This is a genomic window from Kribbella sp. NPDC048837 (assembly GCF_055586945.1).
This window is the reverse complement of sequence record NZ_JBVJHF010000001.1, coordinates 1,488,072-1,514,177: the sequence shown is the minus strand read 5'-3', so window position 1 is coordinate 1,514,177 and position 26,106 is coordinate 1,488,072. Positions and strand designations below refer to the sequence as shown.

The 26,106-nt window shown below is 67.1% G+C and carries 29 protein-coding genes and 1 pseudogene; 16 read left to right on the top strand and 14 right to left on the bottom strand.

Going from position 1 to position 26,106, the window contains the following annotated elements; translation table 11 throughout:
* Positions 1-387: 387 nt before the first annotated feature.
* The 4 genes from ACZ6O0_RS06965 to ACZ6O0_RS06950 all read right to left on the bottom strand — a co-directional run bounded on the left by ACZ6O0_RS06965 (position 388) and on the right by ACZ6O0_RS06950 (position 3,591).
* Positions 388-960 carry a tyrosine-type recombinase/integrase gene (locus ACZ6O0_RS06965; RefSeq protein ID WP_465763878.1) on the bottom strand — a complete coding sequence of 191 codons (573 nt, stop codon included), beginning with the start codon at positions 958-960 and terminating at the stop codon, positions 388-390.
* A gap of 244 nt (positions 961-1,204) precedes the next feature.
* Positions 1,205-1,444, bottom strand: coding sequence for a hypothetical protein (locus tag ACZ6O0_RS06960; RefSeq protein ID WP_465763877.1), 240 nt, complete (start codon positions 1,442-1,444; stop codon positions 1,205-1,207).
* Positions 1,441-1,785, bottom strand: coding sequence for a hypothetical protein (locus tag ACZ6O0_RS06955; protein ID WP_465763876.1), 345 nt, complete (start codon positions 1,783-1,785; stop codon positions 1,441-1,443). The genes ACZ6O0_RS06960 and ACZ6O0_RS06955 overlap by 4 nt, the downstream gene beginning before the upstream one ends.
* 1,005 nt (positions 1,786-2,790) lie before the next feature.
* Positions 2,791-3,591, bottom strand: a complete 801-nt coding sequence (locus ACZ6O0_RS06950; protein ID WP_465763875.1) for a DUF427 domain-containing protein — start codon at positions 3,589-3,591, stop codon at positions 2,791-2,793.
* 181 nt (positions 3,592-3,772) lie between these two features.
* Between ACZ6O0_RS06950 and ACZ6O0_RS06945 the strand changes: the two genes are divergently transcribed.
* Positions 3,773-3,913 carry a hypothetical protein gene (locus tag ACZ6O0_RS06945; protein ID WP_465763874.1) on the top strand — a complete coding sequence of 47 codons (141 nt, stop codon included), beginning with the start codon at positions 3,773-3,775 and terminating at the stop codon, positions 3,911-3,913.
* A 4-nt stretch (positions 3,914-3,917) separates the two neighbouring features.
* Here the strand turns inward: ACZ6O0_RS06945 and ACZ6O0_RS06940 are convergent, their stop codons facing one another.
* On the bottom strand, positions 3,918-4,577 hold the full coding sequence (locus tag ACZ6O0_RS06940; RefSeq protein WP_465763873.1) for a winged helix-turn-helix transcriptional regulator: 660 nt from the start codon (positions 4,575-4,577) through the stop codon (positions 3,918-3,920).
* Between the two features lie 128 nt (positions 4,578-4,705).
* Here ACZ6O0_RS06940 and ACZ6O0_RS06935 point away from each other — a divergent pair, with 128 nt between their 5' ends.
* Positions 4,706-5,146, top strand: coding sequence for a cupin domain-containing protein (locus ACZ6O0_RS06935; RefSeq protein WP_465763872.1), 441 nt, complete (start codon positions 4,706-4,708; stop codon positions 5,144-5,146).
* Between the two features lie 656 nt (positions 5,147-5,802).
* On the opposite strand, the gene ACZ6O0_RS06930 is transcribed toward ACZ6O0_RS06935, so the two are convergent.
* On the bottom strand, positions 5,803-6,240 hold the full coding sequence (locus ACZ6O0_RS06930) for a YybH family protein (protein WP_465763871.1): 438 nt from the start codon (positions 6,238-6,240) through the stop codon (positions 5,803-5,805).
* Between the two features lie 391 nt (positions 6,241-6,631).
* On the opposite strand from ACZ6O0_RS06930, the gene ACZ6O0_RS06925 reads away from it, so the two are divergent.
* The 3 genes and pseudogenes from ACZ6O0_RS06925 to ACZ6O0_RS06915 form a co-directional block, all read left to right on the top strand.
* Positions 6,632-6,937: an ATP-dependent DNA ligase gene (locus ACZ6O0_RS06925; RefSeq protein WP_465763870.1), complete on the top strand. Its 306-nt coding sequence runs from the start codon at positions 6,632-6,634 to the stop codon at positions 6,935-6,937.
* 76 nt (positions 6,938-7,013) lie between these two features.
* Positions 7,014-7,274, top strand: a complete 261-nt coding sequence (locus ACZ6O0_RS06920) for a hypothetical protein (RefSeq protein WP_465763869.1) — start codon at positions 7,014-7,016, stop codon at positions 7,272-7,274.
* A gap of 159 nt (positions 7,275-7,433) precedes the next feature.
* Positions 7,434-7,610, top strand: a pseudogene (locus ACZ6O0_RS06915) (hypothetical protein); the annotation flags it as partial.
* Between the two features lie 126 nt (positions 7,611-7,736).
* On the opposite strand, the gene ACZ6O0_RS06910 reads toward ACZ6O0_RS06915, so the two are convergent.
* Complete coding sequence (locus tag ACZ6O0_RS06910) at positions 7,737-8,516, bottom strand: class I SAM-dependent methyltransferase (protein ID WP_465763868.1); 780 nt, start codon at positions 8,514-8,516, stop codon at positions 7,737-7,739.
* An 872-nt stretch (positions 8,517-9,388) separates the two neighbouring features.
* Here ACZ6O0_RS06910 and ACZ6O0_RS06905 point away from each other — a divergent pair.
* Together ACZ6O0_RS06905 and ACZ6O0_RS06900 are read left to right on the top strand one after the other, a co-directional pair.
* On the top strand, positions 9,389-11,698 hold the full coding sequence (locus ACZ6O0_RS06905) for a PQQ-dependent sugar dehydrogenase (RefSeq protein ID WP_465763867.1): 2,310 nt from the start codon (positions 9,389-9,391) through the stop codon (positions 11,696-11,698).
* Between the two features lie 627 nt (positions 11,699-12,325).
* Entirely contained in the window at positions 12,326-12,727 is a 402-nt protein-coding gene (locus tag ACZ6O0_RS06900) for a hypothetical protein (protein WP_465763866.1), read from the top strand.
* Positions 12,728-12,729: 2 nt separating this feature from the next.
* Here ACZ6O0_RS06900 and ACZ6O0_RS06895 read toward each other — a convergent pair whose 3' ends face one another.
* The 3 genes from ACZ6O0_RS06895 to ACZ6O0_RS06885 all read right to left on the bottom strand — a co-directional run bounded on the left by ACZ6O0_RS06895 (position 12,730) and on the right by ACZ6O0_RS06885 (position 14,809).
* The gene (locus ACZ6O0_RS06895) at positions 12,730-13,149 is read right to left on the bottom strand and encodes a hypothetical protein (RefSeq protein WP_465763865.1); all 420 of its coding nucleotides are present in this window, start codon (positions 13,147-13,149) and stop codon (positions 12,730-12,732) included.
* Between the two features lie 48 nt (positions 13,150-13,197).
* Positions 13,198-13,677 carry a hypothetical protein gene (locus ACZ6O0_RS06890; RefSeq protein WP_465763864.1) on the bottom strand — a complete coding sequence of 160 codons (480 nt, stop codon included), beginning with the start codon at positions 13,675-13,677 and terminating at the stop codon, positions 13,198-13,200.
* A 901-nt stretch (positions 13,678-14,578) separates the two neighbouring features.
* Positions 14,579-14,809, bottom strand: coding sequence for a hypothetical protein (locus ACZ6O0_RS06885; RefSeq protein WP_465763863.1), 231 nt, complete (start codon positions 14,807-14,809; stop codon positions 14,579-14,581).
* Positions 14,810-15,105: 296 nt separating this feature from the next.
* Here ACZ6O0_RS06885 and ACZ6O0_RS06880 point away from each other — a divergent pair, with 296 nt between their 5' ends.
* A complete protein-coding gene (locus tag ACZ6O0_RS06880; RefSeq protein WP_465763862.1) occupies positions 15,106-15,501 on the top strand; it encodes a hypothetical protein in 396 nt (131 codons plus the stop codon).
* A gap of 959 nt (positions 15,502-16,460) precedes the next feature.
* Complete coding sequence (locus ACZ6O0_RS06875; protein WP_465763861.1) at positions 16,461-16,952, top strand: Hsp20/alpha crystallin family protein; 492 nt, start codon at positions 16,461-16,463, stop codon at positions 16,950-16,952.
* 631 nt (positions 16,953-17,583) lie between these two features.
* Here the strand turns inward: ACZ6O0_RS06875 and ACZ6O0_RS06870 are convergent.
* Positions 17,584-18,618 (bottom strand): FUSC family protein, encoded by a 1,035-nt coding sequence (locus ACZ6O0_RS06870; protein WP_465763860.1) that lies wholly within the window; start codon positions 18,616-18,618, stop codon positions 17,584-17,586.
* A gap of 298 nt (positions 18,619-18,916) precedes the next feature.
* Between ACZ6O0_RS06870 and ACZ6O0_RS06865 the strand changes: the two genes are divergently transcribed.
* Together ACZ6O0_RS06865 and ACZ6O0_RS06860 are read left to right on the top strand one after the other, a co-directional pair.
* A complete protein-coding gene (locus ACZ6O0_RS06865; protein ID WP_465763859.1) occupies positions 18,917-19,915 on the top strand; it encodes a hypothetical protein in 999 nt (332 codons plus the stop codon).
* A 70-nt stretch (positions 19,916-19,985) separates the two neighbouring features.
* Complete coding sequence (locus ACZ6O0_RS06860) at positions 19,986-20,522, top strand: hypothetical protein (protein ID WP_465763858.1); 537 nt, start codon at positions 19,986-19,988, stop codon at positions 20,520-20,522.
* Positions 20,523-20,585: 63 nt separating this feature from the next.
* On the opposite strand, the gene ACZ6O0_RS06855 is transcribed toward ACZ6O0_RS06860, so the two are convergent.
* The 3 genes from ACZ6O0_RS06855 to ACZ6O0_RS06845 form a co-directional block, all read right to left on the bottom strand.
* The gene (locus ACZ6O0_RS06855; protein WP_465763857.1) at positions 20,586-20,954 is read right to left on the bottom strand and encodes an ArsR/SmtB family transcription factor; all 369 of its coding nucleotides are present in this window, start codon (positions 20,952-20,954) and stop codon (positions 20,586-20,588) included.
* A gap of 200 nt (positions 20,955-21,154) precedes the next feature.
* Complete coding sequence (locus ACZ6O0_RS06850) at positions 21,155-21,343, bottom strand: hypothetical protein (protein ID WP_465763856.1); 189 nt, start codon at positions 21,341-21,343, stop codon at positions 21,155-21,157.
* Between the two features lie 23 nt (positions 21,344-21,366).
* Positions 21,367-21,552: a hypothetical protein gene (locus ACZ6O0_RS06845; RefSeq protein WP_465763855.1), complete on the bottom strand. Its 186-nt coding sequence runs from the start codon at positions 21,550-21,552 to the stop codon at positions 21,367-21,369.
* A 113-nt stretch (positions 21,553-21,665) separates the two neighbouring features.
* Between ACZ6O0_RS06845 and ACZ6O0_RS06840 the strand changes: the two genes are divergently transcribed.
* From ACZ6O0_RS06840 to ACZ6O0_RS06820, 5 genes are read left to right on the top strand one after another with little or no spacing between them, the layout of a single operon-like run.
* Positions 21,666-22,034 (top strand): ArsR/SmtB family transcription factor, encoded by a 369-nt coding sequence (locus ACZ6O0_RS06840; RefSeq protein WP_465763854.1) that lies wholly within the window; start codon positions 21,666-21,668, stop codon positions 22,032-22,034.
* A complete protein-coding gene (locus ACZ6O0_RS06835; RefSeq protein ID WP_465763853.1) occupies positions 22,031-22,504 on the top strand; it encodes an NADH-quinone oxidoreductase subunit B family protein in 474 nt (157 codons plus the stop codon). Before ACZ6O0_RS06840 ends, ACZ6O0_RS06835 begins: the two co-directional genes overlap by 4 nt.
* Positions 22,501-24,516: a proton-conducting transporter transmembrane domain-containing protein gene (locus ACZ6O0_RS06830; RefSeq protein ID WP_465763852.1), complete on the top strand. Its 2,016-nt coding sequence runs from the start codon at positions 22,501-22,503 to the stop codon at positions 24,514-24,516. Before ACZ6O0_RS06835 ends, ACZ6O0_RS06830 begins: the two co-directional genes overlap by 4 nt.
* Positions 24,513-25,451, top strand: a complete 939-nt coding sequence (locus ACZ6O0_RS06825; protein WP_465763851.1) for a respiratory chain complex I subunit 1 family protein — start codon at positions 24,513-24,515, stop codon at positions 25,449-25,451. Before ACZ6O0_RS06830 ends, ACZ6O0_RS06825 begins: the two co-directional genes overlap by 4 nt.
* 5 nt (positions 25,452-25,456) lie before the next feature.
* Positions 25,457-26,101 carry a hypothetical protein gene (locus ACZ6O0_RS06820; protein WP_465764072.1) on the top strand — a complete coding sequence of 215 codons (645 nt, stop codon included), beginning with the start codon at positions 25,457-25,459 and terminating at the stop codon, positions 26,099-26,101.
* Positions 26,102-26,106: the final 5 nt, after the last annotated feature.

Below are 26,106 nucleotides of genomic sequence, written 5' to 3'. Positions count from 1 at the left end.
CCCTCTGACGACTATCGTCATGGGCTACACCACGTGTACCCCCAAATGGGCTGTCCTGCAGCCCTGTTGCGCCTCGTTGGCGTCGACCGGTGGTGCTGCCTCTCCGCTGACAAGATCTACAAGGTCAGCTGGGATTACTGTCGTCCTTGGTGGACGCGCTGACGCGAGAAGGGTGAGCGCTCCTTCCTTTCGGCTTCTTCTTCCCCACACGCTTCTTGTTGCCCTCGTCCTTCCGTGCGGGCAACTTCAGTCGTTCGCTCTCCGGAGGGGTCTGCTGCACGAGTAGGTGACAGCTTCGGTCACGCGGCCTGACTCGCCGGTCTGGTCATGATTGTTTCGTATTCGATGGGGGTCAACCGGCCGAGGGCTGCTTGGGGGTGGGGCTGGTCAGCGGTCGACGGTGAGTCGATCGACCGCCGCGTCGAGGTCGTCCTCGGTGGGCAGGGTGTAGACCCGGGTCGAATCCAGTGAGGCGTGGCCGAGGAGTTCGGCGACGGTGACCAGATCGGCGCCGGCGCGGACCAGGTCGGTGCCGAAAGAGTGTCGTAGCACGTGGGGGTGACCTGGTCGGTCAGACCAGCGGCGCGCGATGCCTGCGATGATCCCGTCGGCCGTGCGCGCGGACAGTCGGCCACCGGACCGGTTGAGGAACACCGCCGGGTTGGTATCGCTGCCGGGCCAGCTGCGCCGCTCGGCGAGCCAAGCATCGATTGCGTTGCCGAGTTCGGTGTGGATCGGAACGCTGCGCTGTTTGCGGCCCTGGCCGCGGATCCGGAGCCGGCGGCGCCGCTGCGCGGTGGGTACATCGTCCAGGTCCAGGCCGACCGCCTCGGTGATCCGGGCACCGGCAAGCCGCAGCACCGTTGTCGCGGACCGGTGCGGCTTGAGCGGCCCGCTGCCAGCGCAGATCGTCGCGGCCCGCCAGGGCCCTCGGTGCCCGGGGCGCCGGCAGGTCGACACGGGCTACTTGGTCGCCGTCGAGCCTTCCCAGACCGCGCCTGATAGCGAGATCCGATACCGCCGCCAGGGCTCCATTGACCGTTGCTGGCCCTCCTCAATGTCCCGTACAGATTGGCCTTGTACTCCCGCGCCGCCCACACCGCCGCGGCGAGGTCGGTGAGCGGATCGCCGTCGACGGCTGCGGCGCCCAGCCACGACAGGTACATCCGCACCCTCGACAGGTAGGTGCGTCGGGCCTGGACTGTCATGTCCCTGCGCGGAGCGCGGACCGTTCCACGCGGCGAGGCGCTCCCGTTGTCGGGGCGGCCTGCACGATGGTCGGTACGCCGTCCTGGCGCCAGATCTCGCGCGCACCAAGGCCTTGGTAGTAGCCCATCCGATAGGCGACGACGCTGACCGGATTACCGGACGTCACCTTGAGGTCGACGGTGTCTCCACAGGTCGCCGAGACCGCGGTGAGATAGGCGGCCAGCGGACCGTTCATCGAGGTCGGGAACCGGACATCAGGATCGTGCCGGTCGAGGTACGGGCGGACATCCCGAGGCTCATGACACCGCCGTACTTCGACAAGGTGACGCCGTACACCGGAATGCTCAGCCGAGCGCCGATGACCACGCTCAGCGGACTCTTGGGTGTCCAGGTCGCGTAGCCGCTCGCGGTGGTCAGGGTTCCGTTCACACTGGTCATGATGCCGCCGGCTCCGGTGGGCAACTGGAGGCGGATCGAGGACAGGACACCCGCCCGGGTGACCGTACCGGCGTAGGACAGATTCGTCGTCTGGGCGGGGATCGGGTTGCTCGCCGTGACGCGCACGTCGGCGAGCACGGGCTTGAGAGGAGCCAGCGTGCCGGTGCCGTACGACAGGGTCGCGCCAGTGGTGCCGGTCGCCCGGAAGCTGAGGGTCCACCGGTGGGCAGCCGCAGGCCGTCGAAGGGGAGGACGAAGCGCGCGCCGACGGCGACCTTCACGGTGGAGCTCGGCCGCCACCGCAGCATGCCGGGCGACACGGTCGAAACCGTCCCGTTCACCGAGGTGATCCGGCCGGTGGACCCGGGCGGGATCGACACCACGAGGTCGCGCACGATCCCGGCCGTGGTGACGGTGGCCCGGTATGTGAGTGTCGTCGTACCGTTCGACGCTGTTGACGGCGTGATGGTCACGTTCGCGCCGGCCGCGGCAGCGGGCAACGTGGCCGCCACCACCGAGACGGCGGCAGCCAACGCCAGTAGCCTCCGAAACATGGTTCCCCTGCTTCAGACCTTCCCCAGATCAGTTACGCAGAGGACCAGGACGGGGGGAGAGTGGTCACCCCCAATCGTGACAATCCGTGATCACCTCCTGCGTGCGACGTCGCACAGCGCGTGCTCAAGAGGCGGCGGTAGGCCGGTCTCCCGGGCAGACCAGGCCGGTCACGGTCGGCGTGCCCACGAAGTGTGGGCTACCCGCGACTGCTTGTGGTGCGAAGAACAGCATCGCCGCGAGTGCCGCGACGAGCATGGGTGAAGAACCTGCGCATGGGCCCCACGCACTTACACGGTCGCCTGCCGTCTCCCCAGACGTCGTTCGTACGCTCACCGCCGGGGGCGAACAGACCACCGAACCGGGTAGACCAAGGCAAGCGTCGCGGGACCGATGAACTGGTTCCAGCGACTTGTGGCGCAAGGCCGATGCGCGGGCGGCGATGGCACCTCACGGTGATCAGATCGATGCGCTCGGCAACCATTTTCTGGCCACGGTTGCGGCCGCTGGACGTGTCACGAGTGTGTCTCAAAGTCAACGGTCATTGGGAACGGCAGCTCGACCGAGGGCAGGACTCACCGCGAGATCGAGTCAGCTCAACTGACCGTCGTCGATCTGCGCCGCGCTCGTGTCCGACCATGGGGACGTGGGTCGCGTCAGCCGCTTGCCGTCGACGATGAGGTCGACGCGTTCGTTGAAGAAGCAGATCAGGTCACGGATCTTCGGGTTCTCCGGGATTGGCTCCGGGTAGCTCCACGCAGCATCGCGCACGAATGACTCACCGACGCGAACCGACCAATAGCGCGCCCGCCCCTTGTACGGACACACAGTCACTAAGTCACTCGCCTCCAAGAACTCGGTACGCACGTCCTCGAAGGGAAGGTAGTACCGCGTCGGGAGCCAGGTCTCGAAAAGCAGCAGCGGCCGGACGCTGTGCGCGACCCGTTCCCCATGTGCGTAGACCTCGACGCGCCGCGAGCTGCGCAGCGTGTCGACTCGCTTGTGCGGGTCGCGAGCATGCATCACGACGCGTTCGTCTTCCTCGTACCACTCCAGCTGTCGCCAAGAGAAGGTGACATGGCCGTCGAGTGCGGCCATGTCGCCCGTCGGGTCCGGATGCGTCCACGCCGCGGCTTCGGCGCGTTTGCGCCCTGAGCGTACGGTCCAGCTTCGCCGTCCGTCTGGCTGGGCGACCTCGTCGACGAGCGCGCCGGCCACGACATCCTCCTGGGGAACGTAGTACGTCGGAAGGCCTGCGGGACCGTACTGTATGAGCAGCTGCGCGCGATCGCTGTCCGCAACGATCTCATCGCCGAGCCGGACCCGGATCCTGCGTGGGGTCGCCTCCACGGTCGGAGCTGGGAATGTCACGACCTGCGACACGTTCTCCACTCGGTCAGCCTACTCCGGCCGTGCTTCGAACCGTGTCGTCACGAACGGCTGACAGGCGTCGATGAGAGCGCTCGTATGACGATGAACCGATCCAGTGGGGAGCTGCGCGCGCAACAACGCCAGCGCCTCGGCGCCGCTCGCGACTGAACCGCTATCGGCGCCGAGTTCGATTCACCAGTCAGTGACGGTGCCACGTCGGGCGGCGCCGAACCCGGCGGGCGAGATTGCGCGCCGCCGGCATCTCGCCGTCAACACGATGAGGATGGGCCTGAAGCGCCCCGAGGACCACGCCGCCGTACTGCGAGATGTCCTGCCCAGCTAGGGAGCTACGTGACGAAGTCGGCGAACGGGCTAGTGCGGAACCATGTCCGGAACTGCCGGGTGAGGCAGGGCGGCCCGATCAGTTCGACCCGGCCGGTCCGGATCGCGGCCGGGTAGTCCAGCCGCTTCAGATGCAGGTCGACGAGAGTCGCCGAATCACTCCGGCAAACCAGATCCTCGTCGTACCCACTCGGCCGGGTGCAGAGCTCGGGCTGCGGCCGACGCAGGATCATCCAATGGGTGTCCGATGGCCGGTCGCGCAGCTCGAACCGGATCACTGTCATACCTTCTGGGATCTGGTCCAGATCGACCAGCTTCATGGTGGCCCAAAGCACGTACGCGGGGTCCAGGTGGTGAGGCTCGATCTCTAGCCAGTGGGCGCCCCACTGACCCATCGCGTCGAGCACCGTGCGGAGGGCTTGACCCATCTCGGTCAGCTCATACGTCACCCCACGCCCTTTGACCGTACGACGAAGTACGCCGTGCCGCTCCAGCACATCGAGGCGCTGGGCCAGCAAGGCGGTGGAGATACCAGGCGCGCCCTGTCGGATCTCGTTGAACGTCCGGCAGCCGTTCAGGAGGTTGCGCACGATGATCGGCGTCCAGCGCTCGGCCAGTAGTTCGGAACTCCTGGCGATCGGGCAGAACTGGCCGTACGCGCGCACTCCTTCAGCGTCGTCCTCGCCAGGGCCGATGGCAACTTCAGAATCTGATATTGCGAGTGCGCCCCGATGTGCCGAGTGTGAGAGGAGCGGGCCGGTGTCCTACCGGTCCGGCGAAGGTGGTGGGGACGATGACAAGTCGTGCACATGTGGTCGGACCGACACAGGGGCGTTCGGTCGACCTGGGAGTGGCGCGGATGCGGGTGCTGGCCGACAGCACGGTCAGTGGCGCGTTCTCGTTGACGGAGTTCGCCGGCACGGCCGAGGGCGCCTGGACGGTGCCGCATCTGCATCGCGGTTTCGAGGAGTCGTTCTTCGTGCTGGACGGCGAGTTCACCTTCACCGTTGGCGGCGAGCCCGTCGTCGCGGGGCCGGGGACCTACGTCCTGGTCCCGAGGGATACCGCGCACACGATCAGCGCGGGGCCCGGTGGCGGCCGGTTCCTGACCCTGATGGTGCCCGGCGGTCTCGAGGAGATGTTCATGGAACTCGGTGAGCTTCCCCCCAACGCGATCACGGACCCGGTTGCCCGCAAGGCGGTTTCGGCGCGCTACGACTCGATCCCGGTCTGACCCTGCTTCAGCTCTCAATCGCTAGGCCTCTCTCCTGGAACGATCGTCATGACGGAACTGCCGACGGGATCGCCGCGATAGACCGCGACTCGGGTGCGCTGACGCACGTCGCTCTGACTACCGGATCTGCAGAATCGCGGGTGCGACTGGGTGCCTTCATGGGCCAGTTCGCGTCCACCCCTGGATCACCCGGTGCGCGGCGTGTCGGGCTGCATCCGGTCGGCGTGGAGGTGGTCGCGCGCCATTGCCCGTGCTCTCGACGGTAGACATGGGTCACGCGAAGCTCCTGCTGGCCGGCGGCTCTCCGCGCAGCGACGCCACCTAGCTCTCGATGGCGACTGTGTGCGCCATGTCGGCGCTGACCCCGGAGGCGAAGAGTTCCCACGCATGATCACGTACTGCGGAGAACTCGGATGCAACCCGGTCAAACGCCTGGGTCACGCGGTCCATCCCTCTTTCGCACAATCGCCTGGTGGCGAAGAGCGTGACCGGATCAGTGTCCGTCCAGCGAGCGTTGTTTGGGGCTGCGTCCCCTTCATGAAAGGCGATCTGCGCGGCGATGAAGCGGGCAGGAAGTCGTGATGGAAGTCCTCGAATTGTCCCATTGGATCACTGTCTTCCGGTGTTGCCGTGCCCACACCGCCGTCAGCCTCCCGTCACCGCGACGCTGCTTCACTTGGACGGGTCTGATCGATCGGGACGTAGTCGGCGTGGCGGTGGGCGATCTTCCACTCGCCCTGCTCGCGGCGGAAGATGTGCGTGACGCGCAGGGTGTATGGCTCGACGGGGGTGCCGAGGACAGAGTTCGCGATGTGTTCGAAGCCGATCAGGTATGCCATGTCCCCGCTGACGTCGGCGGCGACGAGGTCGAAGCGGTAGTCGGTGGAGTTGGACCACCGCGACGCGAGCCAGCCAAGGGTCTGGCTGACCTCTTCCCATCCGCGCTTGAGTGGCACCTTCGCCCCAAACACGGTCACAGGATCCTGGTGGGACGTCATCGCCAGGCGCGGGCCCGGGTCGCCGTTGATCATCGCTTGCTCTGCCTCAAGTTGGCGGGCGAGGGTCGTGTTGAGGAACTCGTCCAGTTCGCTCATGTCAACCTCCTGGCCGGGTAGGTCTCCTGTTCCTTCGAGTCTGGCAGCCCGCGCGACTGGAGCCTGGCTCCAACGATGGCCGTCGCCGGCCGAGGCCTGACCCGGTTCCTAGCGCAAGAACATCTGCATCATTCGGCGTCCGGAACAGCAGCCGCCACCGCAACCCGGACTCGAACTCGGCAACCTGCCCGGGTCCGCAACTGCCACCGGCACACCTCTCCGCATTCCGACCGAGGCGCCAACCGGCGCGCTGAAGAGTTCAGTCAACTAGCCGCGCGGGCGCGGTGGTGAGGGACCGCAAGGTTCGATTGTGGTCTCGGGACGGCAAGGATTTCACCGACAAGTTCCCCGACGTCGTTGGCGCTCTTGAGGCCCAGTTTGCGGGTGGATTGTGCTGGACGGGGAGTTGGTGGTGTGGACTGGTGAGCGGCTGGATTTCGATGCGCTCCAGCGCCGGATCGTGAAGACGTCGGCGACGGTGCGTCGGCGCCTGGTCGTGGAAGAGCCGGCTTCGTTCGTGGCGTTCGATGTGCTGGCGGTCGACGGCGTCGATATCCGCAATATGCGGTCGTCGATCCGGCGTCGCCGGTTGGAGTCGCTCGCAGAGAACTGGCGCCCGCCGCTGCAGCTTTCGCCGGTGATGGCCGACATCGCTGAGGCGCGCGAGTGGATAGGCCTGGTGGTGAAGCGCCTCTAGCCGCTCTGTGGCTGGCCGCGGCTGGGACAAGACCAGGGAGACCGTCGAGGTGATCGCTGGTGGCGTGATCGGACCGTTGAAGCAGCCGGAGGTCCTGGTCGCTGGAAGGTATCGCGGTTCAGAGTTGGTCAAGGTCGGCCGGACGGTTCCGTCGTCGCCTGAGCAGTCGGCTGCGCTGGGCGCGGTCGACCCGGTGGTGGTGGCGGTGGTCGAGGTCAGTGCCGATGCGGCCCTGCAGGCTGGGCAGTGGCGCCATCCGTTGCGGATGGTTCGGATTCGCGCAGAGATGCGGCCAGAAGACGTTGCGACACTGCCTGATCCCGCCGTGGACGCCTGACGCGACGCTCACGCGCGATGCCGGAGGGTGGGATTTCGGGCTCCCCGCAGTTGAGCGTGTCGTGGCGTAACACAAGGCGGCTCGGCATCCCCTCGTGGGCCGTTGACCCGCCCGGGGCCTGGCGACTGTGGGCTCGACATCACCCCCACGCTCGAGAAGATGTACCGGGCGATGGGGCAGGAGTTGCCGCGCACGAAGCGGATCCTGGAACTCAACCCGGAGCACGCGCTCGTCACCGGGCTGCGCACGGCGAACGAGGCCAACGCCGACGACCCGGCGCTGGCCGAGGCCGCCGAGATGCTCTACGGCATGGCGCTGCTCGCCGAGGGCGGCGAGCTCGCCGACCCGCCCGCTTCACGCGCCTGCCCGCGGACCGACTGGCCCGCTCGCTCTAGACAAAATCCTGGATTCGAGCTGCCGCGACGCCCGTCGCGCGGCGGACGTCGCGGTAGCCCATATCTCTCAGGGTCTGAGGGCGCGGGTGGCGTAGTAGCCGGGCAGCCAGCCTGCGGTGGCGGCGGAATGGTGCGGGGCCTCGTCGAACCCGGTGATCACGAAGCCGGCGGCGAGTTGCCCGCCGATCTGCTCGGCCATCGTGTGGCTGTACTCCAGCGGCGCGTTGGCTCCCCACAGCCGCTCGCGCTCCTCGGCCGGGACGTGCGTCAGGTCGCTGTACGGCAGGCGGTGGCGGACGACCAACTCGCCGCGGGTGTCCATGGCCTCGTGGTCGAACAGGTACACGTCAGGGTTGAGGAAGCCGCACAGCAGCGCGCCGCCCGGCCGCAGCACGCGGAAGCACTCGCGCCACACGGGTGCGAGCTCGGGCACGAACAGGTTCGAGACCGGGTTGAGGACGAGGTCGAACGAGGAGTCGCCGAGCTCCGACAGGTCGCGCATGTCGCCCAGTACCGTGCGCAGCTCCAGACCCTCGCGCTCCGCGACCATCTGATCCTGGGCGAGCTGACGCGGCGAGTTGTCGAAGACCGTGACCCGCGCGCCGGCCGCGGCGAGCGTCGGGCCTTGCTGCCCACCGCCCGAGGCCAGGCAGAGAATGTCTACATCGGACAGGTCGGCGGGGAACCACGCCCGGTCGACCGGCCGGTACCCGATGAGCACGACGGACCAGTCACCGGCGCGTGCCCGCGCGACGGTCTCGGGAGTGACCGGGCGCGACCACTCGTTGCCGCTCTCGACCTCAAGGTCCCACGCCGCGCGGTTGTGCGCTACCGGATCAACGCTCACGGGCATACGGTAGCGCCCCGGCGACGATCGCCGCCGGACCAGTCCCTGTGCACCTGCCCGCACCACAACAAGCACGGCGAGACCGACGTGGCGTACGCCCTCGTCGTGCTCTCCGCGCAACCGCGGCCGAAGCGGAACTGCCGCAGGACGTCGTCCGCGACACGATGCGTCCGACGATCCGGGTCCAGGACCGTCCAGTACCGGACACACCCGACGGCAGACAAACCACAAACGCTCGCACCCGGCCTCCAGCACCCATCCGAGGTCCGACACGAGCGCCAACGTAGAGCCCGGGCAGGCGTCCGCGTCTCGTTGCAGAGCAGGGTGTCGTGCACCTGTCCAAAAGAACACCTCAGTGCGACAATGCACGACACATAAGTCTGCCCTCTAAAAGTGGAAGACCAGAGACACAGTCGAGGCGATCGTCGGCGCCGTGACCGGGTCGCTGCGCTGCTGCTGAAGGCGGCCCGTTCGCGGCATCCGTGGCCGGACGAGATCAGCACCCATTGGGGCCGGGACAGCGAGACCCCGATCATCAAGGTCCAGTCCAATGTGGTCGTCGAGGTCGCCGCGGACGCGGTGCTGCAGGCCGGCCATTACCGGCATCCACTGTGGCTTGTCCGTCAGCGAAGCGACCTCACTCCAGCTGATGTACCGGTTCAGACCGGGGAAGATCGCCACCTGGTCCGGGTGGCTTGTTCACCATGCACGGGCCGCCGTTGCTGTTGTACCTGCGAGCGGCATTATTTGTCATCCCATCGCGACCGGTTGGATGCTCAGAGCAACCTCTCGACGCGTGCGCGGATTCGGCGCATTGTGGAGGGGAGCAGGCGCGCGGAGGGGTCTGAGCGCCCGGGGAAGAGGGGGACGACATGTTCCGTCTCGGGAACGCCGCGCGCGGACGCGGCCGGATCAGCTTGGCCGCGGCGATGCTGCTGATCGCCGCAGTGCTGTCACAGGTCGGACCAGGGTCCGCCGGGGCGGCGACATTGCCCACCGGATTTCGCGACACCGTCGTACTGAGCGGGTTGACCAACCCGACGGTGCTGCAGTTCGCGCCGGACGGGCGGATCTTCGTCGGCCAGAAGAACGGCGTGATCAAGGTCTTCCAGAGCCTCACGGACACGAGTCCGATCACCGTCGCCAACCTGTCGACGCAGGTCGACGACTACTGGGACCGCGGTCTGCTCGGCCTCGCTGTCCCGCCCAACTTCCCGACCAATCCGTACCTCTACGTGCTCTACGCGTACGACGCGCCGATCGGCGGCACCGCACCGACCTGGAACGACGCCTGCCCGACACCGCCCGGCCCGACCACTGACGGCTGCCTGGTGTCGGCTCGCCTCTCCCGGCTGCAGATCAGCGGCAACGTCATGACCGGCAGCGAACAGGTGCTGATCAACGACTGGTGCCAGCAGTACCCCAGCCACTCAGTCGGCACACTGCTCTTCGGCCGCGACGGGTACCTCTACGCCAGCGGCGGTGACGGCGCCAGCTTCAACAACGTCGACTACGGCCAGTACGGCGCGACGTACGCCGGCGACGAGGCCAACCCGTGTGGCGATCCGCCCGGCGCGGCCGGGATCGCCCTCACCCCGCCTGGCGCGGAGGGTGGCGCGCTGCGCAGCCAGAGCGTACGCCGAACCGACGGACCGGCGACCCTCGACGGCGCGGTCCTGCGCATCGACCCCACCACCGGCGCCGGTGTGGCGGGCAACCCGTTCTTCTCCTCGCCCGACCCAAACGCGCGGCGGATCGTGGCGTACGGCTTGCGCAACCCGTTCCGGATCACCCAACGGCCGGGCACCGACGAACTCTGGGTCGGCGACGTCGGGTGGAACACCTGGGAAGAGATCAACCGCGTGGTTTCACCGACGACGGCGACGAACCTCGGCTGGCCGTGCTACGAAGGATCGTCGCCCCAGGGTGGATACCAGGGCGCCGGCCTCAGCCAGTGCTCATCGCTGTACTCGACCCCTGGCTCCGTGGTTTCGCCGTACTACGCCTACAACCACAACGCCTGCGTGGTGAGCTACAGCGGCTGCCGTACTGGCGGCTCGTCGATCACCGGGATCGCTTTCTACCAGAACGGTTCGTACCCGTCGCAGTACAACGGCGCGCTGTTCTTCGCCGACCACACCCGCAACGAGATCTGGGCGATGCTGCCGGGAACGAACGGATTGCCGGATCCAGGGCGACTGCAGTCGTTCGTCGGCGTCGACTCGACCGGCGGGGCCGCGGGGCATCCCGTCGATCTGAAGATCGGACCCGGCGGGGATCTGTTCTACGTCGACATGGAGGGCGGCTCGATCCACCGCATCACCTACACGGCTGCCAACCAGCCGCCCACCGCGGCGTTCACCGCGAGTCCGTCGAGCGGGCCGGTCCCACTGACAGTCAGCTTCAACGGGACCACCTCGTCCGACCCCGAGGGTAAGCCACTCACCTACTCGTGGGACCTCAACGGCGACGGCACGTACGGCGATGCGACCGGCGCCACCGCGTCGTACACCTACACCACCTCGGGGACATACCACCCGAGCCTGCGTGTGACCGACGACCAGGGCGCGAGCGACACGACGTCCGCGACCATCACGGCCGGCAACACCGCACCGACCGCGATCATCGACACGCCCGCGTCGTCGCTCACCTGGAGAGTCGGCGACACGATCGCGTTCTCCGGCCGGGCGACCGACGTACAGGACGGCACGTTGCCCGCGTCGGCGCTGCAGTGGACGCTGAACCTGCACCACTGCTTCACGCCGACCGACTGCCATACGCACACGCTGCAGACGTTCAACGGTGTCGCCAGCGGCTCGGTCACCGCTCCTGACCACCCCTACCCGTGCTGGCTCGAGTTGGTCCTGACCGCGACCGACTCCGGCGGACTGGCCTCGACGACCAGCGTGCGGTTGGACCCGAGGACCGTCGTACTCACCTTCAGGACCAACCCCGGTGGCCTGAACCTGACGAACATGGTCGTCAACGAGGCGCCTCGCGCGACCCCGTTCTCCGTCACGGTCGTGGTGGGTTCGGCGAACTCGGTCAGCGCTCCGTCACCACAGGTCTTCAACAAGTCGACGTACAACTTCGTCTCCTGGTCCGACGGCGGCCCGCAGAGCCACACGATCACGGCACCGTCGGCGAACACGACGTACACCGCTACCTACCGAAAGCGTTGAGGCCACGGCTAGGGCGCGAATCGGATCAGCAGGAGGCACCGGGCCAGGCGATGCGGTAACACTCGGGACCTCCGTTCAGCCGGCTCGGGTCTCCCGGGCGGCGGCACCGGTGCGGTCTCCACACGACCCGCACCGGATGCAACTTAGAACTTCTACGCATCGGTGTTGTGCCGCAAGTACATCTCGTTGCCTGCGGCCCGTTCCGTGCGGCCTCGTGACGTGTTCGGTTGTTTGGCGTTCTAGAAACGGTCGTTTGCGGAACTGCCCCGACCTGCACGGCGGTCGGGCCGAGACCGAAGTCGCCGGTAGTAGACAGTCATTGTCCGCATGGGCACGCTGGATTCGGGGGTGCAGCTTCACTGTGCCCGAGCGAGACGGAAGAGGACAGTGGCGATCCCGCGCCGCCGCCGCGAACGCGACCGGGCGCGGACACCGAAAATGGGCCACTGGTTGTGCGAGCGACCGCAGCGGTGGTTGCGGCAGCAGCCGGGGCGGTGGCGCTCTACCTGTTCCGTGCCTGGTTGCTCGGCATCGCGCCGCACCCCGAAAATCTGAATGCGCGACGACAAGCGCAAAGTGGATGTGTCGCGGTCGCTCGCCGCGTGTGGGGCATTGGAGGTGAGGGGTGTGAAAGGTGACCGGGTTGAGATCGTCGTCGACACGGGCAGCGGCGTGTCGACGTACGAGATCACCGCGACGAAGGCCGGCCGCCGGGTGGAGATCAACACGACCCGGAACCTGACCGAGGTCGTCGAGGTCACCCGCTCTGGTACGCCGGTCCGGACCGCCCGCTTCATCACCTCCCGGGTAGTCGCACTAGTGGAGCACCCGGCCGGCCGGCCCTCTCCCGACGGATCTGGACCCGCAGCAGCGATCGTGACGAGTCGGCGGGTGACCATCGACATCCCGGGCGGGACCCTCACCGGCGACTTGGTCGGGACCCTCACCGGCGAACGGCCGCACTTTGACACTTACGCGTCAACGCCTTCATCCGCCGACTCGGTCTCAAGCGTTCCGCGCGACCTCTAAGCTCAGTCGACCGGAACTGCCGTGACCTCGAAGTGTGCTTCGAAGGTCCCAGTCTCGTCGGTTTCGGAGACGTCTGAGGTGCACGTGATGAGGTCAGGGCTGTTGGCGTCCTTGCCCCCGGCCCAGGTCTTGGACTCGCTGAACGGTTCGGGTGTTCCGCCGTTCGGCGTGAAGGTGCCCTCGACGGTGAACGTCACGGCGTGGTATTTGGTGTCATCGATCCAGCCGTTGCGGCCCGCGGTGACGATCAGCGTGTCCGCGCCATCGCAGACCCACTCCTCGGGGGACCTTTGCTGCGGTTGCGCAGCCGCCGGCACTGCTGTCCCAATCAGGGCGATCGTCGACACGACGCCCGCGATCAGCATCTTGCGCATGACACTGCCTCCTTCCCAGAACTGTCGTTTCATTTTCGTCGTGCCCACCGCCAGCACCCGGCGCGGGAGCTGGCGGGGTGAGTTCCCCAGGAAGACTTAGTGACAGTGGAAGAACTCGTTGACCGTGCCGTCGGGCCGGACGTTGAAGTGATCGACTTGGTTGGTGCGGAGCGTTGACCCGTCCGAGCCGGTGGCGTGGAGGTTGAACGTGAACGTGCCGTTCACGGTCGCCCCGTTGGCGTTGAAGCCTCCCCAGATCGTGACCTTGCCGGTGTAGCTCGGCAGAGTCGGGTCCTCGAGCGGCACCGCGACGAAGGTGCCGGTCTGGGTGAAGGTTTCGTGCACGCGGCCGTCATCGAAGGTGGTCGTGTGCTCTATCAGGTTGGTGGTGGTGGTGATCGTGTAGAGCGGTCCTTCGTCCGAGCAGACGGGATCGGGAATCACATCGACGAAGGTCTCGACGAGGTTCTTCTGGGTGGTGGTCTCGGTGACCGGTGGCGCGCCGAACGCGGGCGCTCCGGTGAACAACAGGCCCGCGATCAGCAGGCCGACCATCAGTAGCAGGCGACGAAGCATTCCATGCCCCCTCTTGCGAGATGGAGCTCTGTGCGCCGGGCGGTTGTGACGTTACTCGCGCCAGGCTGAGGGAACCAGGGCTGATCCCGGGCGGCGCCAGCGACCCCATGACGAGACCGCCGCCCGTGGATTGAAGTAATCAGCGCGTGGTCGTAGTTGCACCGGTAGTTGCAGTTCACCCCGATTCGCGCACGTTCCCAGGGATACAACAGTCAGGTGACGAGCGCGGTGCGGACCGTGACGAACCTCGCTTGACAGAGGCTGGTCGAACTTAAACCTCGCCTCTGCAGCGACCAGCTCCGTGGGTGGTGGGACCATGCACACATGTTCAGGTCGGGGGATTGGCGTGACGGACCTTGGTACCTGGTTGTGGGCGCGGTCGCGGTCGTGGCTGGAGCTCTGATCGCCGTCGCCGGTGACAGTGCAGTAGCCCTGCCGATTCGACGGATTGCGGGAGCCGGCATCGTAGTCGCCCTGGCAGTGCCGATCACGGTGCTGTGGCGTTTGTATCTGCGAAGCGGTCGTGGAAGGCACGGACCGTCCTGAGTAGTGGAGTCCGTGCCACCGTTGGCAGTTGGTGCGACTTACGGGTCGGGATTCAACGAGCAACGTCCCGCGACAAGCAGGGCGACGAACGCCAACAGAGCGCCGAGCACCCAAGAAATAAAGGGGTTTCGAGCGACAACGAGCATGATCGAGGAGATCAGCCCGATTATCAGCGGGTTCGGGGTTCGAGTGCCTGGCGGCGCACAAGCGCCCAGGTCACGCGAGTGCCCTGGGCTTCTTCATATCCGTAGGTCACCTTCTTCTACTCACCCCTTGCCCTCGCAACAGCTGAGCTGACCTCACCTCAGTCGGCAGGCCCTGACCGCATGCGTCTGCGCGGCCCTCTCCGCGCGCCCTATCTCGCAGCGACGAACGCCAATGCCTCACGGGCAAGCTCATGCCACGACAGTGGCGACTCAGGATCGAGGCTCAGCCACTCTTTCACCGGAACCCCCTTGTTCGCATCGAAGCGAACACCGTCTCCCGTCCCCACCAACTCATCGACACGCGCCGCCGGCAGCTTCACCACCAGACCCCGAACTGCGGGCGGCGCCTGGGCGCCGTCCTCGCCGGTGCCCAGCAGCAAGACGCTTCCTCGTCCACGCGATCCCAACTGCCACGAGCCGAGTCCCTGGCGTCTAGCGGCCGGTTAGCCCCGTCCCCCTGGCCGCTCGATCGTACGGCCACCACGCCCACATCGAGAGCGCTTCGCGTCCCTACGGGATTGGCAAGCCGACTCTTGACGTGCGCCGCGCTGGCCCGGGGTTGGCAGCGATCAGGGGGACGGGGCGAGAATGGCGGCGTGGTGCTGATCGCAGATGCCTCCGGGCACGAACCGAGCCAGAGGCGCAGTGACCTGCGAACATCGGACCATCGAACGTCGTGATCAACAGTGCACTTGCCAGCAATGTGCTTGGCCTCACCGCTATGGGTGTGATGCTCGCGTTGGTCTGCCTGCTGACCGCCGTCGACCCCATCGCCCGGTCACACAAGGGATTGGCCGGGGCGATCGCGGGCGCTTGGTGCGCGTTCGCTCCACTGGGTCTGCTGAGGAGCGCGATCGTCGAAGACCCGCTGGCGATGTCTGCATGGGCCGGGGCGGGTGTGTATCTGATTGCGATCATCGGAACGCTAGGTCGGCCACTACTGCTCGCAACGGACCTGGTTGAGCGGGAGCACGGTTACCAGGTACTTAGCAACGGCGAGTACCGGCGGGCGAGAGCCGGTCAGATTGCGTTGCTCGTCGGTATTGCGGGCCTCGCGGTTCTTTCCGTGTGAATCGAGGAGCGAGCCCCAGTGCGTGCCCTCCGCGTGCCCTGATGAGTTGATGCCAAGGGGCTCGACCGGTCACTCACGGGGTGCCGCCGACCGAGACCACGCTCAGCGAGCTACCGCTCAGATCAGCGGGAGCGTCACAACCGCTTTTGCAAGGCAAGGGCTGAGTTAGGTCGTACCAGACCGTCTTCGCACGCGAGCCTGGCTAGCCGCTGCAGGCTCCTACGGATCAGAGATCAGAAGGTGCCGGCGCCGGCGGCGCCTGGTCGGGCCCGACCAGGCGTGAGCAGTGTCCTGGGGTGGTCGAGATGCATGGCATGAGTCGTGGCACCAAATGAGGGATACGCATGGGGAATCTCGCGCTCGTTGGGGGCGGCCGTGTTGCTGAAAACGCTGGTAGAGAGCGGATGCGACGGTGTAGGTCTTCCTCGTAATGAGAAGATCGTCAGTCCGACGTCGACACGTGGCACAACTGGAAGCGCGTGGCGCCGAGGCAGCACCCGGCGCGGACGTTCGCCGGCTTCAATCTTCTCGCCTCGGTGCGGCCGGACACCGCCGGCTGTGATCCGCAAACTAATCCCGCAACTCTTGTCGGCTAACTGATGCGCGACAGGCTGGTGTGCCGAGCACCTGAACCCGCCGACAACGCACGGAGCCGCCGAGATCCGGTAGAAGCACAGACGTGTGTAGGGACGGCGAGCAACTGGAGGCGGTCCGGTCCGCCAACGATACGTCGGTTCTGTCCAAGGAGATGCCGACCGGCGCCGGGGGTGGTGCTTGAGGGGGGACTCCGCCTGCTCTTGGGTTGTCGAGGTGCTGCAGAGAGCCTCACCGTTCCTGACATCCGAGGCCGAGCGACCTGAATGCGGAGTCCCAGGAGGATTACTATGTCCGGAGAGAGACAGCGTCGCCCGAGGCGGTAGGTGGTCCCCGAGCCGACACCTAACGAGAAGGGACCTGCGATGTCCGTGTTCAGGTTTGAGCCGTTCCGTGACCCTGCCCGGGAGCTCGACCGGCTCATGTCGATGGCCGTAAGCGGGACGCGCGGCCCCCTCGGGATGCCGCTGGATGTCTACCGCGGCGAGGACGGCAGCTACCACGTCGAGGCCGACCTGCCCGGCGTCGACCCTGACAGCATCGAGGTGACCGTCGACTCTGGCGCCTTGACGATCCAGGCCGAGCGCACCCCGCCCTACCGCGATAGCCAGCAGGTCATTGTCGCCGAGCGATCCCAGGGGTCGTTCGCCCGGCAACTATCCCTCGGCGAGGGCGTGGACTCGCAGAACCTCACCGCCAACTACGCCGACGGTGTCCTGCACGTGACCATCCCGGTGTCGCCGCGGAGTCAGCCACGCCGGGTCGAGATCACCCATGCGACCGGCGGTAGCCGCACCATCTCGAGCACCGTCGAACAGGGTGACGCGTCCGCCGGTAGCACGGGCGACGCTGGCTGAAGGCGCGGCGCCCCCTCGACGTCATCCGCACGATCACCGTCCGGGTTCGATCGAGGTCCAGCCCGAACCGTTTGCGGACCGTCGTACCGATCGCTCACTGGGGGGTCGCTTCGTCGCTGGGACGGACCACCATGTCGCCTTCGGCCGCGGGGTGCACTTCTGCCTCGCTGCCGCCCTTGTCCGCATGGAAGCCAGAACCGTCATCAGCACCATGCCGCATCGCATACCTGACTGGAACACCGAGCGGATCGGGGGCACCGCGGGGCACAGGACCATTCTGCAGCTACGCCTCCCTCCCCACCACGTGAACCAAACAGCACAGACGGGGTATGAGCACCGACCGACTCCAACGGGCAAGGGCTTGTGCGGGATGCCGAAGACATCGGGTTAGGGGAGGTCTCGGTGGTCGGGGAGGGCGGACCCGAAGTCACAGACCTCCGGCGACTGCGGAGTAGGCTTGAGGGAGCGGCCCTTCAGTGGACGTGTGCGGGCAGTACGCGCGCATCGTTCGCCACTGAGGGGCCGTTTCTTGCGTGGTTCAGAGGCTGCGGAAGAACGTTCGCTCTAACCCGAGAGTAAAAGCGCGGATCTGTCGATGTGCGGTCGCACGAACGAGGCGGATGAGGGCTGTTCAGCCACTTGCTGCGTGGCTCGCCATTTCTGGTTGTGGGTATCGCCGGGCCAGCCTGGTCCCGACGGGGTGAAGGATGGCCAGACCGATAATCAGTAGGGCGATGCCTGCCAGAATCTGGAATCCGCGTTCTTCAGCTTCGAAGGCCACGTCGCCGGGGGCGGCCAAGTAGACCACGAGCGCGAAGGTGTACAGGGCGTACATCCGCCAATAGGTCGCCCGCTGCATGATCCCGAGCACTAACGCAACAACGGCGAGCATCGTGAGAACCCACGGGGGCGGCGCGATGATCGCCACGACCACCGCCGCAGCAGCGCCGAGGGCGGTGGCGACCGCCTTTTCCTTGATCCGCTCACGATTGCCCAACATGACATAGATGACCAAGATGAGAATCGGCTCGGGGACCCAATACGGCTCCGTCCACCCCAGAGCCACCCCGACCGAGCCGGCCGCACCCAGTACGGCACCGAAGGCGAGCGCGATGACGGCGGTAACCGGACCGGAGTATCGGTCGCCGTCGATCACCGGCGGCGCGCCGAAACGGCGGGCGATGACGATGCCGTATCCGGTCCCTATCGCCACAATGGCCCCGAACGTGACGGCGGACGTGCCCGTCGCGACCGGCGTCACGAACGTGGCCGCATAGGAAGCCATCAGCAGCGAGGCGAACCAGCCGAACCTGAACCCGGCACCGGCCACAACGCCGACGACTGCCAACAGGGCCGCCCACCACCAGTCATACGCGGTGAACGCTCCGAGTCCGGCAACGACCCCGATCCCGGGCGCCAGGTACGCCATCCGGCGTGTGCCGCCGAGCTTGGCACCGAGAGCACCCCACACCACCCCGACGACTAACGCCGAGACACCCAACTGACCCACGACGGCACCGACCAACACCGCAGGAAGTACAGCGCCGACGAGCAATGCACCCAGAATATGCAGCAGCCGCTGAGTACCCGACGGCGGCTGGACGTCCGGCTTGGAAACATCCGTCGTCTCGTCGTCGCTGCGGTCGGCATCTCCGGCGTCCGTCACCGCACACCCTCCACCGAAACCTCTCTGGCCCCCGCAGGCGACTCTACGCCGAACCGGCCATCCCACCGCCCGGCGAGTGCACGCCCGGCTGACGCACTGGCGTACGAACAGGGACGGCCTGACTCCTGTCGAGAAGGTTAGACGTGGTGGGTCGGGGGGACGAAGCATGTGGGGGTGCATCCGTCCGATGCTGACACCGATGACCCGATAGGCTGTGCGGTGCAGACGAATCCTGGGCGGTAGGGGGGTGAGTCCCGCGACGGAGGCGGAAGGGCTGCAGCAAGCTATGTCCTCGTGGATGTTGCTGACGAAGCTGCATCCGCCGCAGCGGCGCGAGCAGACGATCGAGCGGGCTCGGCTCGTGCAGCGGCTTCACGCCGAACCAGGCACGAAACTGACGATTGTGGCCGCCCCTGCAGGCTCCGGAAAGACGACACTTCTCGGGAGCTGGCGGGAGCTAGAAGAGCCGACGCGACCGGTGGCGTGGCTCACGCTCGACCCGGGCGACAACGACCCGGTCGTGCTGTGGTCGTACATCCTCGCCGCACTCGAGCGGGCGCTCCCGGCCCTGCACATCGACGCCGTGCCCGAGCAGGTCGGGGCGTCACGGATCCTCAAGGTGGTCCTGCCCGAGCTGATCAACGAGCTCGCGGCCGCGGGCGACGCCGCGCTCGTGCTCGACGACTTCCAACGGCTCTCGGCCGGCCCCGCGCGGGGGAGCATCGCCGCGTTCGCCGACAGCGCCCCGGCGTCGTTCCAGCTCGTGCTTGCGTGCCGGAGCGAGCCCGCGCTTCCGATCGCCGCCATGCGCGCGCACGGGGCGCTGCTCGAGCTGCGTCCCGAAGAGCTCGGCTTCACTCCCGACGAGGCGAGCGCGCTCCTGAACGTGACACAGTCTGGCGACTGCAAGGGACGTTCGCGCCGTTACCGCCGGTCTGACCGTCTTACCCGTCGCACGTCGCCTTGCTCGCAGGCGCCTAGCGATATCCACCCTGCTCCGTCACTGCTCCGTGGGTGGTCGACAAGCGACGATCAGCAGCGGGAACTAGTGATCACAAAACCGCAGGTCAGAGGGCAGATCGGCGGTGGGGGGCCGATCTGCCCTCGCCTGTACCGGGAAGATCCTGGACACCTTCGAAGGCACGCAGCAGCTGATCGTCGCGCGTCGGCCGCTGGGGAAGACCTCTGCCGAGCTGAAGTAGCTTTGTCTGTAAGGGATTTCTGTGTGAGGGGTGAACCTAGTCTCACCCCGGCGCTCACCCCTATGGGGTGTTTCCGGGCCGGGCTCGGTCGTTGACGGAAGGCTAGGGAGCCTCTACGTTACGAGGCAATCGTGTCGTATCGTCAACGCGAAGGAATGGTGTCCCATGCCGCCGATCACAGTGGTCTTCATCGCGACCGGTCTCGCCGTCTGGATGAACGCGTTGTACTTCCTCGGGCTGGGTGCCGGGCGCACCGACGACAGCCGGCCCGACCCGCTCGTCGGGGTCGGCTGGGTCTCGGCGGCGGCCGGCGTCATCGACCTGCTGATGGCGTCCTACATCCTCGCGGCGCGTCCAGCGCCGCTCGGTGACGCGTCCGTCGTCCTCGCCGGTCTGGTCGCGTTCTACGGGATGTTCTTCCTTGCCCTGGGCATCAGTGAGATCCGTGGATACGACCTGCGCCCCATCGGCAACCTCGCCATCGCCGTCGCGATCGTGCCGCTGTTCTGGTGGAAGTTCTTCGAGGGCGGGTGGATGTTCCGCTCGATCCTGCTCGTCTGGCTGGTCGCCTTCCTCGCCGTCGCGGGGACGACGTACGGGAAGGTCAAGGGCCGGACACTCGGCAGTGTCCTTCTCCTCACCTCTGCCTACACGTTCTTCGCTCCGGTGGCGATCCTGGCGACAGGTAACGTGATTCCCTGATCAACTCGTCCGGCTCGAGCGCGATCAGATCGACTCTGATCGCGCTTCGCCATGCCGCGGGGTTCAGTCGGCAGTGCGACGAGACCTGACGGCACGGGGTGCGGCCAGTGGCTCCTGGAGATCCTCCAGCAGTTCGACCTGACCGGACAGCATCCCGGTGAGGATCGTGCGAGCGACCCTGAGCAGCTCTGTGATGTCAGGGCTCGTCAGCGAGTAGATCACTGTCGAACCCTGCTTGCGGGTCGCGACCAGACCAGATCGGCGTAGCACGGCCAACTGCTGGGACAGACTCGTCGCCTCGATGCCGACATCGGACAAGATCTCCGCCACCGAGTGGTCCCGTTCGCTCAGCAGTTCCAGCACACGGATGCGCGCAGGGTGCCCGAGGGTTTTGAAGAACTCGGCCTTCACCTGATACAGAGGTCTGCTCACCCGGCGCACCTCCGGCTCGGCCGCAGGGGCGTCAACTCTCCGCCGCCGACGTTCCACAGCTGAAAACCTATCACTCACGCACAGTTGATCACCTGTACAAGCTGTGAGCCAGCGGCCCGGTGGTGGGTAGAGGGTTCGGGCAGGTCGTAGCAGAGCCGGTCCGGCTCAGGCCGGAGAGGAAGTCGAGGTGGCTGGCCGGATCATGGTGAGGTTGCCGGACCGGACTCATCGTCGGTCAGTGGGCGGACGTGAACCCGGGAGCCGGTCGCCGCGGCTTGCCGGACGAGTTCGCTGACTCCCGCGGCATCCGTCACGGTGCGCGTGAGCGCCTCGGGCTCGCGCGAGGTATAGGTCACTTCGTAGAGCAAGGCGGTCGCTCTCTTCGTCATCCGCTCGGTCGGGGTCGACTCGTTCAGGCGTCTTCGCCGGACTGGTCGGCTGGGACGGTCACTCCGTTTTCCAGGGCCAGCCGCAGGAGGCTGTCCAGTTCGCCGGAATAGACGCGCTCGGCGTCGAGATCCCCGGTGTCCCGGGCGATGCGAAGCTCCTTCCGGGCGGCGACGATCCGCTCTCGCAGTTCTTCGGTGAACGCGTCCATGGTCTCCCGTCCGGCCGTGAGCTGTGCCCTCACCGTACACAAGAGTTGCAGAATTCTTCAATTCATGATCGCATGCATTGCGCATGATGTGTAGCGACGGGAAGGGCGGAGGCATGACCACACCGCTGCACCAGTTGAAGGCGGAGTTCTTCAAGACGCTCGGTCATCCCGCCCGGATCCGGGTGCTGGAGTTGCTGAGCGAGCGGGAGATGGCGGTCGGTGAACTGTTGCCCGAGCTCCGCCTCGAGGCCTCCAACCTGTCGCAGCAGCTGGCGGTTCTTCGCCGGGCCGGTCTCGTCACGACGCGCAAGGACGGCGTGCAGGTCTACTACTCACTGACCAGCCCGCACGTGGCCGAACTGCTTGCTGTCGCACGGGTGATCCTGACCTCGGTGCTCGCGGAACAGGCGGAGTTGCTGGACGGTCTCCGCGCTGACGCGCTGGCGTCGGGTCGATCGCGCGTACGGCGGGGTGCGCGGTGAGAGCGCTGCTGCGGAAGATCCGCGAGACCGGCCGGGTGGCGGAACCGGCGCCGGAGCGGCCGGGCGCCGGAGACGCCGTACTGCGTGGATCCGTGCAGGTGCGGCATGTGGATGCCGGGTCGTGCAACGGGTGTGAGGTGGAGATCGGTTCGGCGTTCGGTCCGGTGTACGACGCCGAGCGGTACGGCGCCCGGTTGGTCGCGTCGCCGCGGCACGCGGACGTGCTGGTGGTCACCGGTCCGGTGACGCGGAACATGGCCGAGCCACTGCGGAAGGCGTACGACGCGACGCCAGCACCCAAGCGAGTTGTCGCGGTCGGCGATTGTGCTCACAACTGCGGTGCGTTCGCCGGTGGCTACGGGGTCGAGGGCGCGGTTGCTGACGTGATTCCCGTCGACGTCGTGGTGCGGGGATGCCCACCGGAGCCGCCGCAGATCATCGAGGCGCTCCGGGACCTGACCGGACGATGACGATTGGTTGGGCGCTGCTCGGCGTACTGATGGTCGCCGGGCTGGGAGCGCTGAGCGCCGGTGCGGCTGGTCCGCGTCCGCGGGCCGTCATATCGGGTCTGTCCACGGCCGCGACCGGCGCTCTCGGTCTTGTGACCGGAGTGCTTGCGATCAGCGGTACGACGTACACCGCGACGGTGCCGCAGTTGCTTCCGCTGAGCGAGGTGATGATCTCCGTAGACGCGCTCTCCGGCATGTTCTGTGCGCTGATCGGTGGTGTCGCTGTGATTGCCGGGCTGTACAGCGTCGGCTACACGGGTCACGCGGGGGAGACCGGTGCCGGCTCGCGGACGGCTCAGGCCCTGTTGCCGCTGTTCGTGGCGGCGATGATCCTGGTGCCCGCGGCTGGGAACGTGACGACGTTCCTGGTGCTGTGGGAACTGATGGCGTTCACCTCGCTGGCGCTGGTGTTCGCCGAGCATCGGTTGCGACCGGCGGTGCGTGACGCAGGTGTCTGGTACGGCGCGATGACGCACGCCGGCCTGGTCGGGATCCTGCTTGGCCTCGTGCTCTTCGCCGTCGAGGCTGGAGGCGAGTCGTTCGAAGCGCTCCGATCGGCTCAGGTGCCGGCGACGACCCGCTCGGTGATCTTCGTGCTGGTCCTGGTGGGATTCGGCTCGAAGGCCGGCATGGTGCCGTTGCACGTTTGGTTGCCACGAGCCCATCCGGAGGCGCCGAGTCAGGTGTCGGCGTTGATGTCGGCGGCGATGGTGACGCTCGGCATCTACGGCATCCTGCGGGTGGGTCTCGACCTCCTCGGCGGTGGTCCCCGCTGGTGGTGGCTGCTGGTGCTGACTCTGGGTGGCTTGTCGGCGGTGTACGGCGTACTGCAGGCCAGCGTCGCGGTGGATCTGAAGCGGCTCCTGGGGTACTCGACGACCGAGAACATGGGCCTGATCCTGATCGGCGTCGGCGCGGGCGGGATGTTCGCGGCCGACGGCAATCGCACGCTGGCCAGCTTGCTGATCGCGGCTGCGCTGCTGCATGCGCTGAACCATGCCGGGTTCAAGACGCTACTCTTCCTCGGCGCGGGATCGGTCGTGCGGTCGACCGGCGTACGAGACCTGGACGGACTTGGTGGGCTCGTGACGCGGATGCCGGCAACGACCGCACTGTTCGGTATCGGTGCGCTCGCGGCGGCCGCGCTCCCGCCGGGCAATGGGTTCGTCTCAGAGTGGTTGCTGCTGCAGGGGTTGATCCACGGCCTGCCTGGTGCCGACACCGTCGTAGCGGTCGCGATGCCGCTGGCGGTCGGGGTGGTCGCACTGACTGCTGGACTCGGAGTTGCGACCTTCGTGAAGGCGTTCGGGGTGGGTTTCCTGGCTCGGCCACGGTCGGAGCCGGCGGCGGCCGCGCAGGAGTCGCCGGCGATCATGCGTGCGGCGATGGTTCTCGCCGCGGTCGCCTGCGCCGCGCTGGCGATCGCCCCGGCGTCGATCGGGCCGGCCTTGACCAAGGTTCTCGGGACGCTGCCTTCGGTCCACGACGGTGACCCGGTGGCAGGCGGCGTGACGCTGCGCCTGACAGGCGTCGAGGGCGCGATGTCACCGCTGCTGATCCTGGTCGGCCTCTTGCTCGGGGGAGTGCTGGTTGCCGTGCTGATCCGGCGCGGGCTGCCGCGGCGCCGGTCGCTGGTGTGGGGCTGTGGTGGTACCCGGCTCGACCCACGGATGGAGTACACGGCGACGTCGTTCGCCGAGCCGTTGACCCGGGTCTTCGACGACGTACTGCGACCGGAGTACGACGTGGACGTCACGCACCATGCCGAGTCGCAGTACCTGATCGAAAGCGTGCGGTACCGGCAACGAGTCGACGATCGACTGGAAGCGTCGCTGTACCCACCGATCGTGGCCGGAGGGATCAAGGCGGGTGGTGTCCTGAGCCGGCTGCAGAACGGGAGCGTGCACAGGTACCTCGCTCTCGGGCTGGTCGGCTTGATCGCGGTCCTCGTGATCGTCGGGCTGACGACATGAGCACCGTCGGGGTGCTCGTCCAACTCGCGCTGCTGATCGTCGCGGCGCCATATCTGGTCGGCCTGATGCGGCAGGTGCGGGCGCGGCTCGAGGGTCGTGCGGGTGCTGGTGCCGGGCAGCCGTGGCGTGATCTGCGCAAGCTGTTCCGCAAGGAGCCGATCTCGCCGGCAGGATCGAGTTGGGTGTTCACCGCCGCGCCGGCGGTGCTGGTGGCGACGACCCTGGTGATCGCGACGGTGGCGCCGTTCGTCACCACGGTCTCTCCGTTGGACGGCGTCGGGGATCTCTTCGCCGTGGTCGCGTTGCTGCTGCTCGGTACGGTCGCGCTGGCCCTCGCCGGACTCGACACCGGGACGGCGTTCGGTGGGATGGGCGCCAGCCGTGAGATCACGGTGGCAGCACTTGCCGAACCGACGATCCTGCTCGCCGGGTTCGCGTTGTCCGCTCGGGTCGGATCGACCAATCTGTCCGTCATCGTGGAACGCGGACAGCAGGCCCCGGCGAGCGTGCTGTCCCCGGCCTCCTTGCTCGCCGCCGTCGCATTCGCGGTCGTCGTCGTGGCGGAGGCCGGCCGGCTGCCGGTCGACAATCCGTCGACGCACCTGGAGCTGACGATGATTCACGAGGCGATGGTGCTCGAGTACTCCGGCCGTGACCTCGCCATGGTCGAGTTCGCCTCGGCCCTCCGGCTGACGGTGCTGCTGGGCCTGTGGGCGAACGTGTTCCTGCCGTGGGGCGTTGCCACGACGGACTCGCCGGTGGCGTTGCTGATCGGTGTCGCCGCTTTCGCCGTGAAGGTCGCGGTGCTGGGGGTGGCTCTGGCGGCCGGCGAGGTGTTCATGGCCAAGTTGCGGCTGTTCCGGGTCCCTGAGTTGCTGGCAGGTTCGTTCCTCTTCGGTGTCCTGGCCGTCTCGTCCTCCTTCTTCCTGGCGTGATCGCGATGACTCAATGGCTCTATCTGATCTGTGGCGGCCTGCTCTTGTCGTCGGTGCTGATGCTGTGGCGGCGTGAGCTGTCGGCGATCGTGCGGCTTCTGGTCGTGCAGGGGATTCTGCTCGGCGTACTGGCAGGGATCCTCGCCGTCCGGCTGCACAGCGTCGAACTGGTGGCGGTGGGGCTCGGAGTCCTGGCCCTGAAGGCGGTCGTGGTGCCGGGGATCCTCCGTCGGGTGCTGCGGGACAGCGGCGAGGCGCGCGAGACCGAGCCGTTGATCAACGTCACCGCCTCGATCGTGGCGGCCGCGTTACTGATCCTGCTGGCGTATGCCGCCGCTCGCCCGATCGTGCGGCTCGCGCCTTCGGCGGAGACCCAGGCGGTGCCGGTGGGCCTGGCGATGGTGCTCCTCGGGTTCTTCGTCCTGGTCACCCGACGGCGCGCGCTGTCGCAGATCGTCGGATTCCTGCTGCTCGACAACGGCATCGCGACCACGGCGTTCCTGATCACCGGCGGTGTACCCGGCATCGTCGAACTCGCGGTCTCGCTCGACGTGCTGCTCGTCGTACTGGTGCTGCAGGTCCTGACCGCCCGGCTGCGGCTGACCTTCGGTGGGACCGACATCGATGAGCTCCGGGAGTTGCACGACTGATGGCT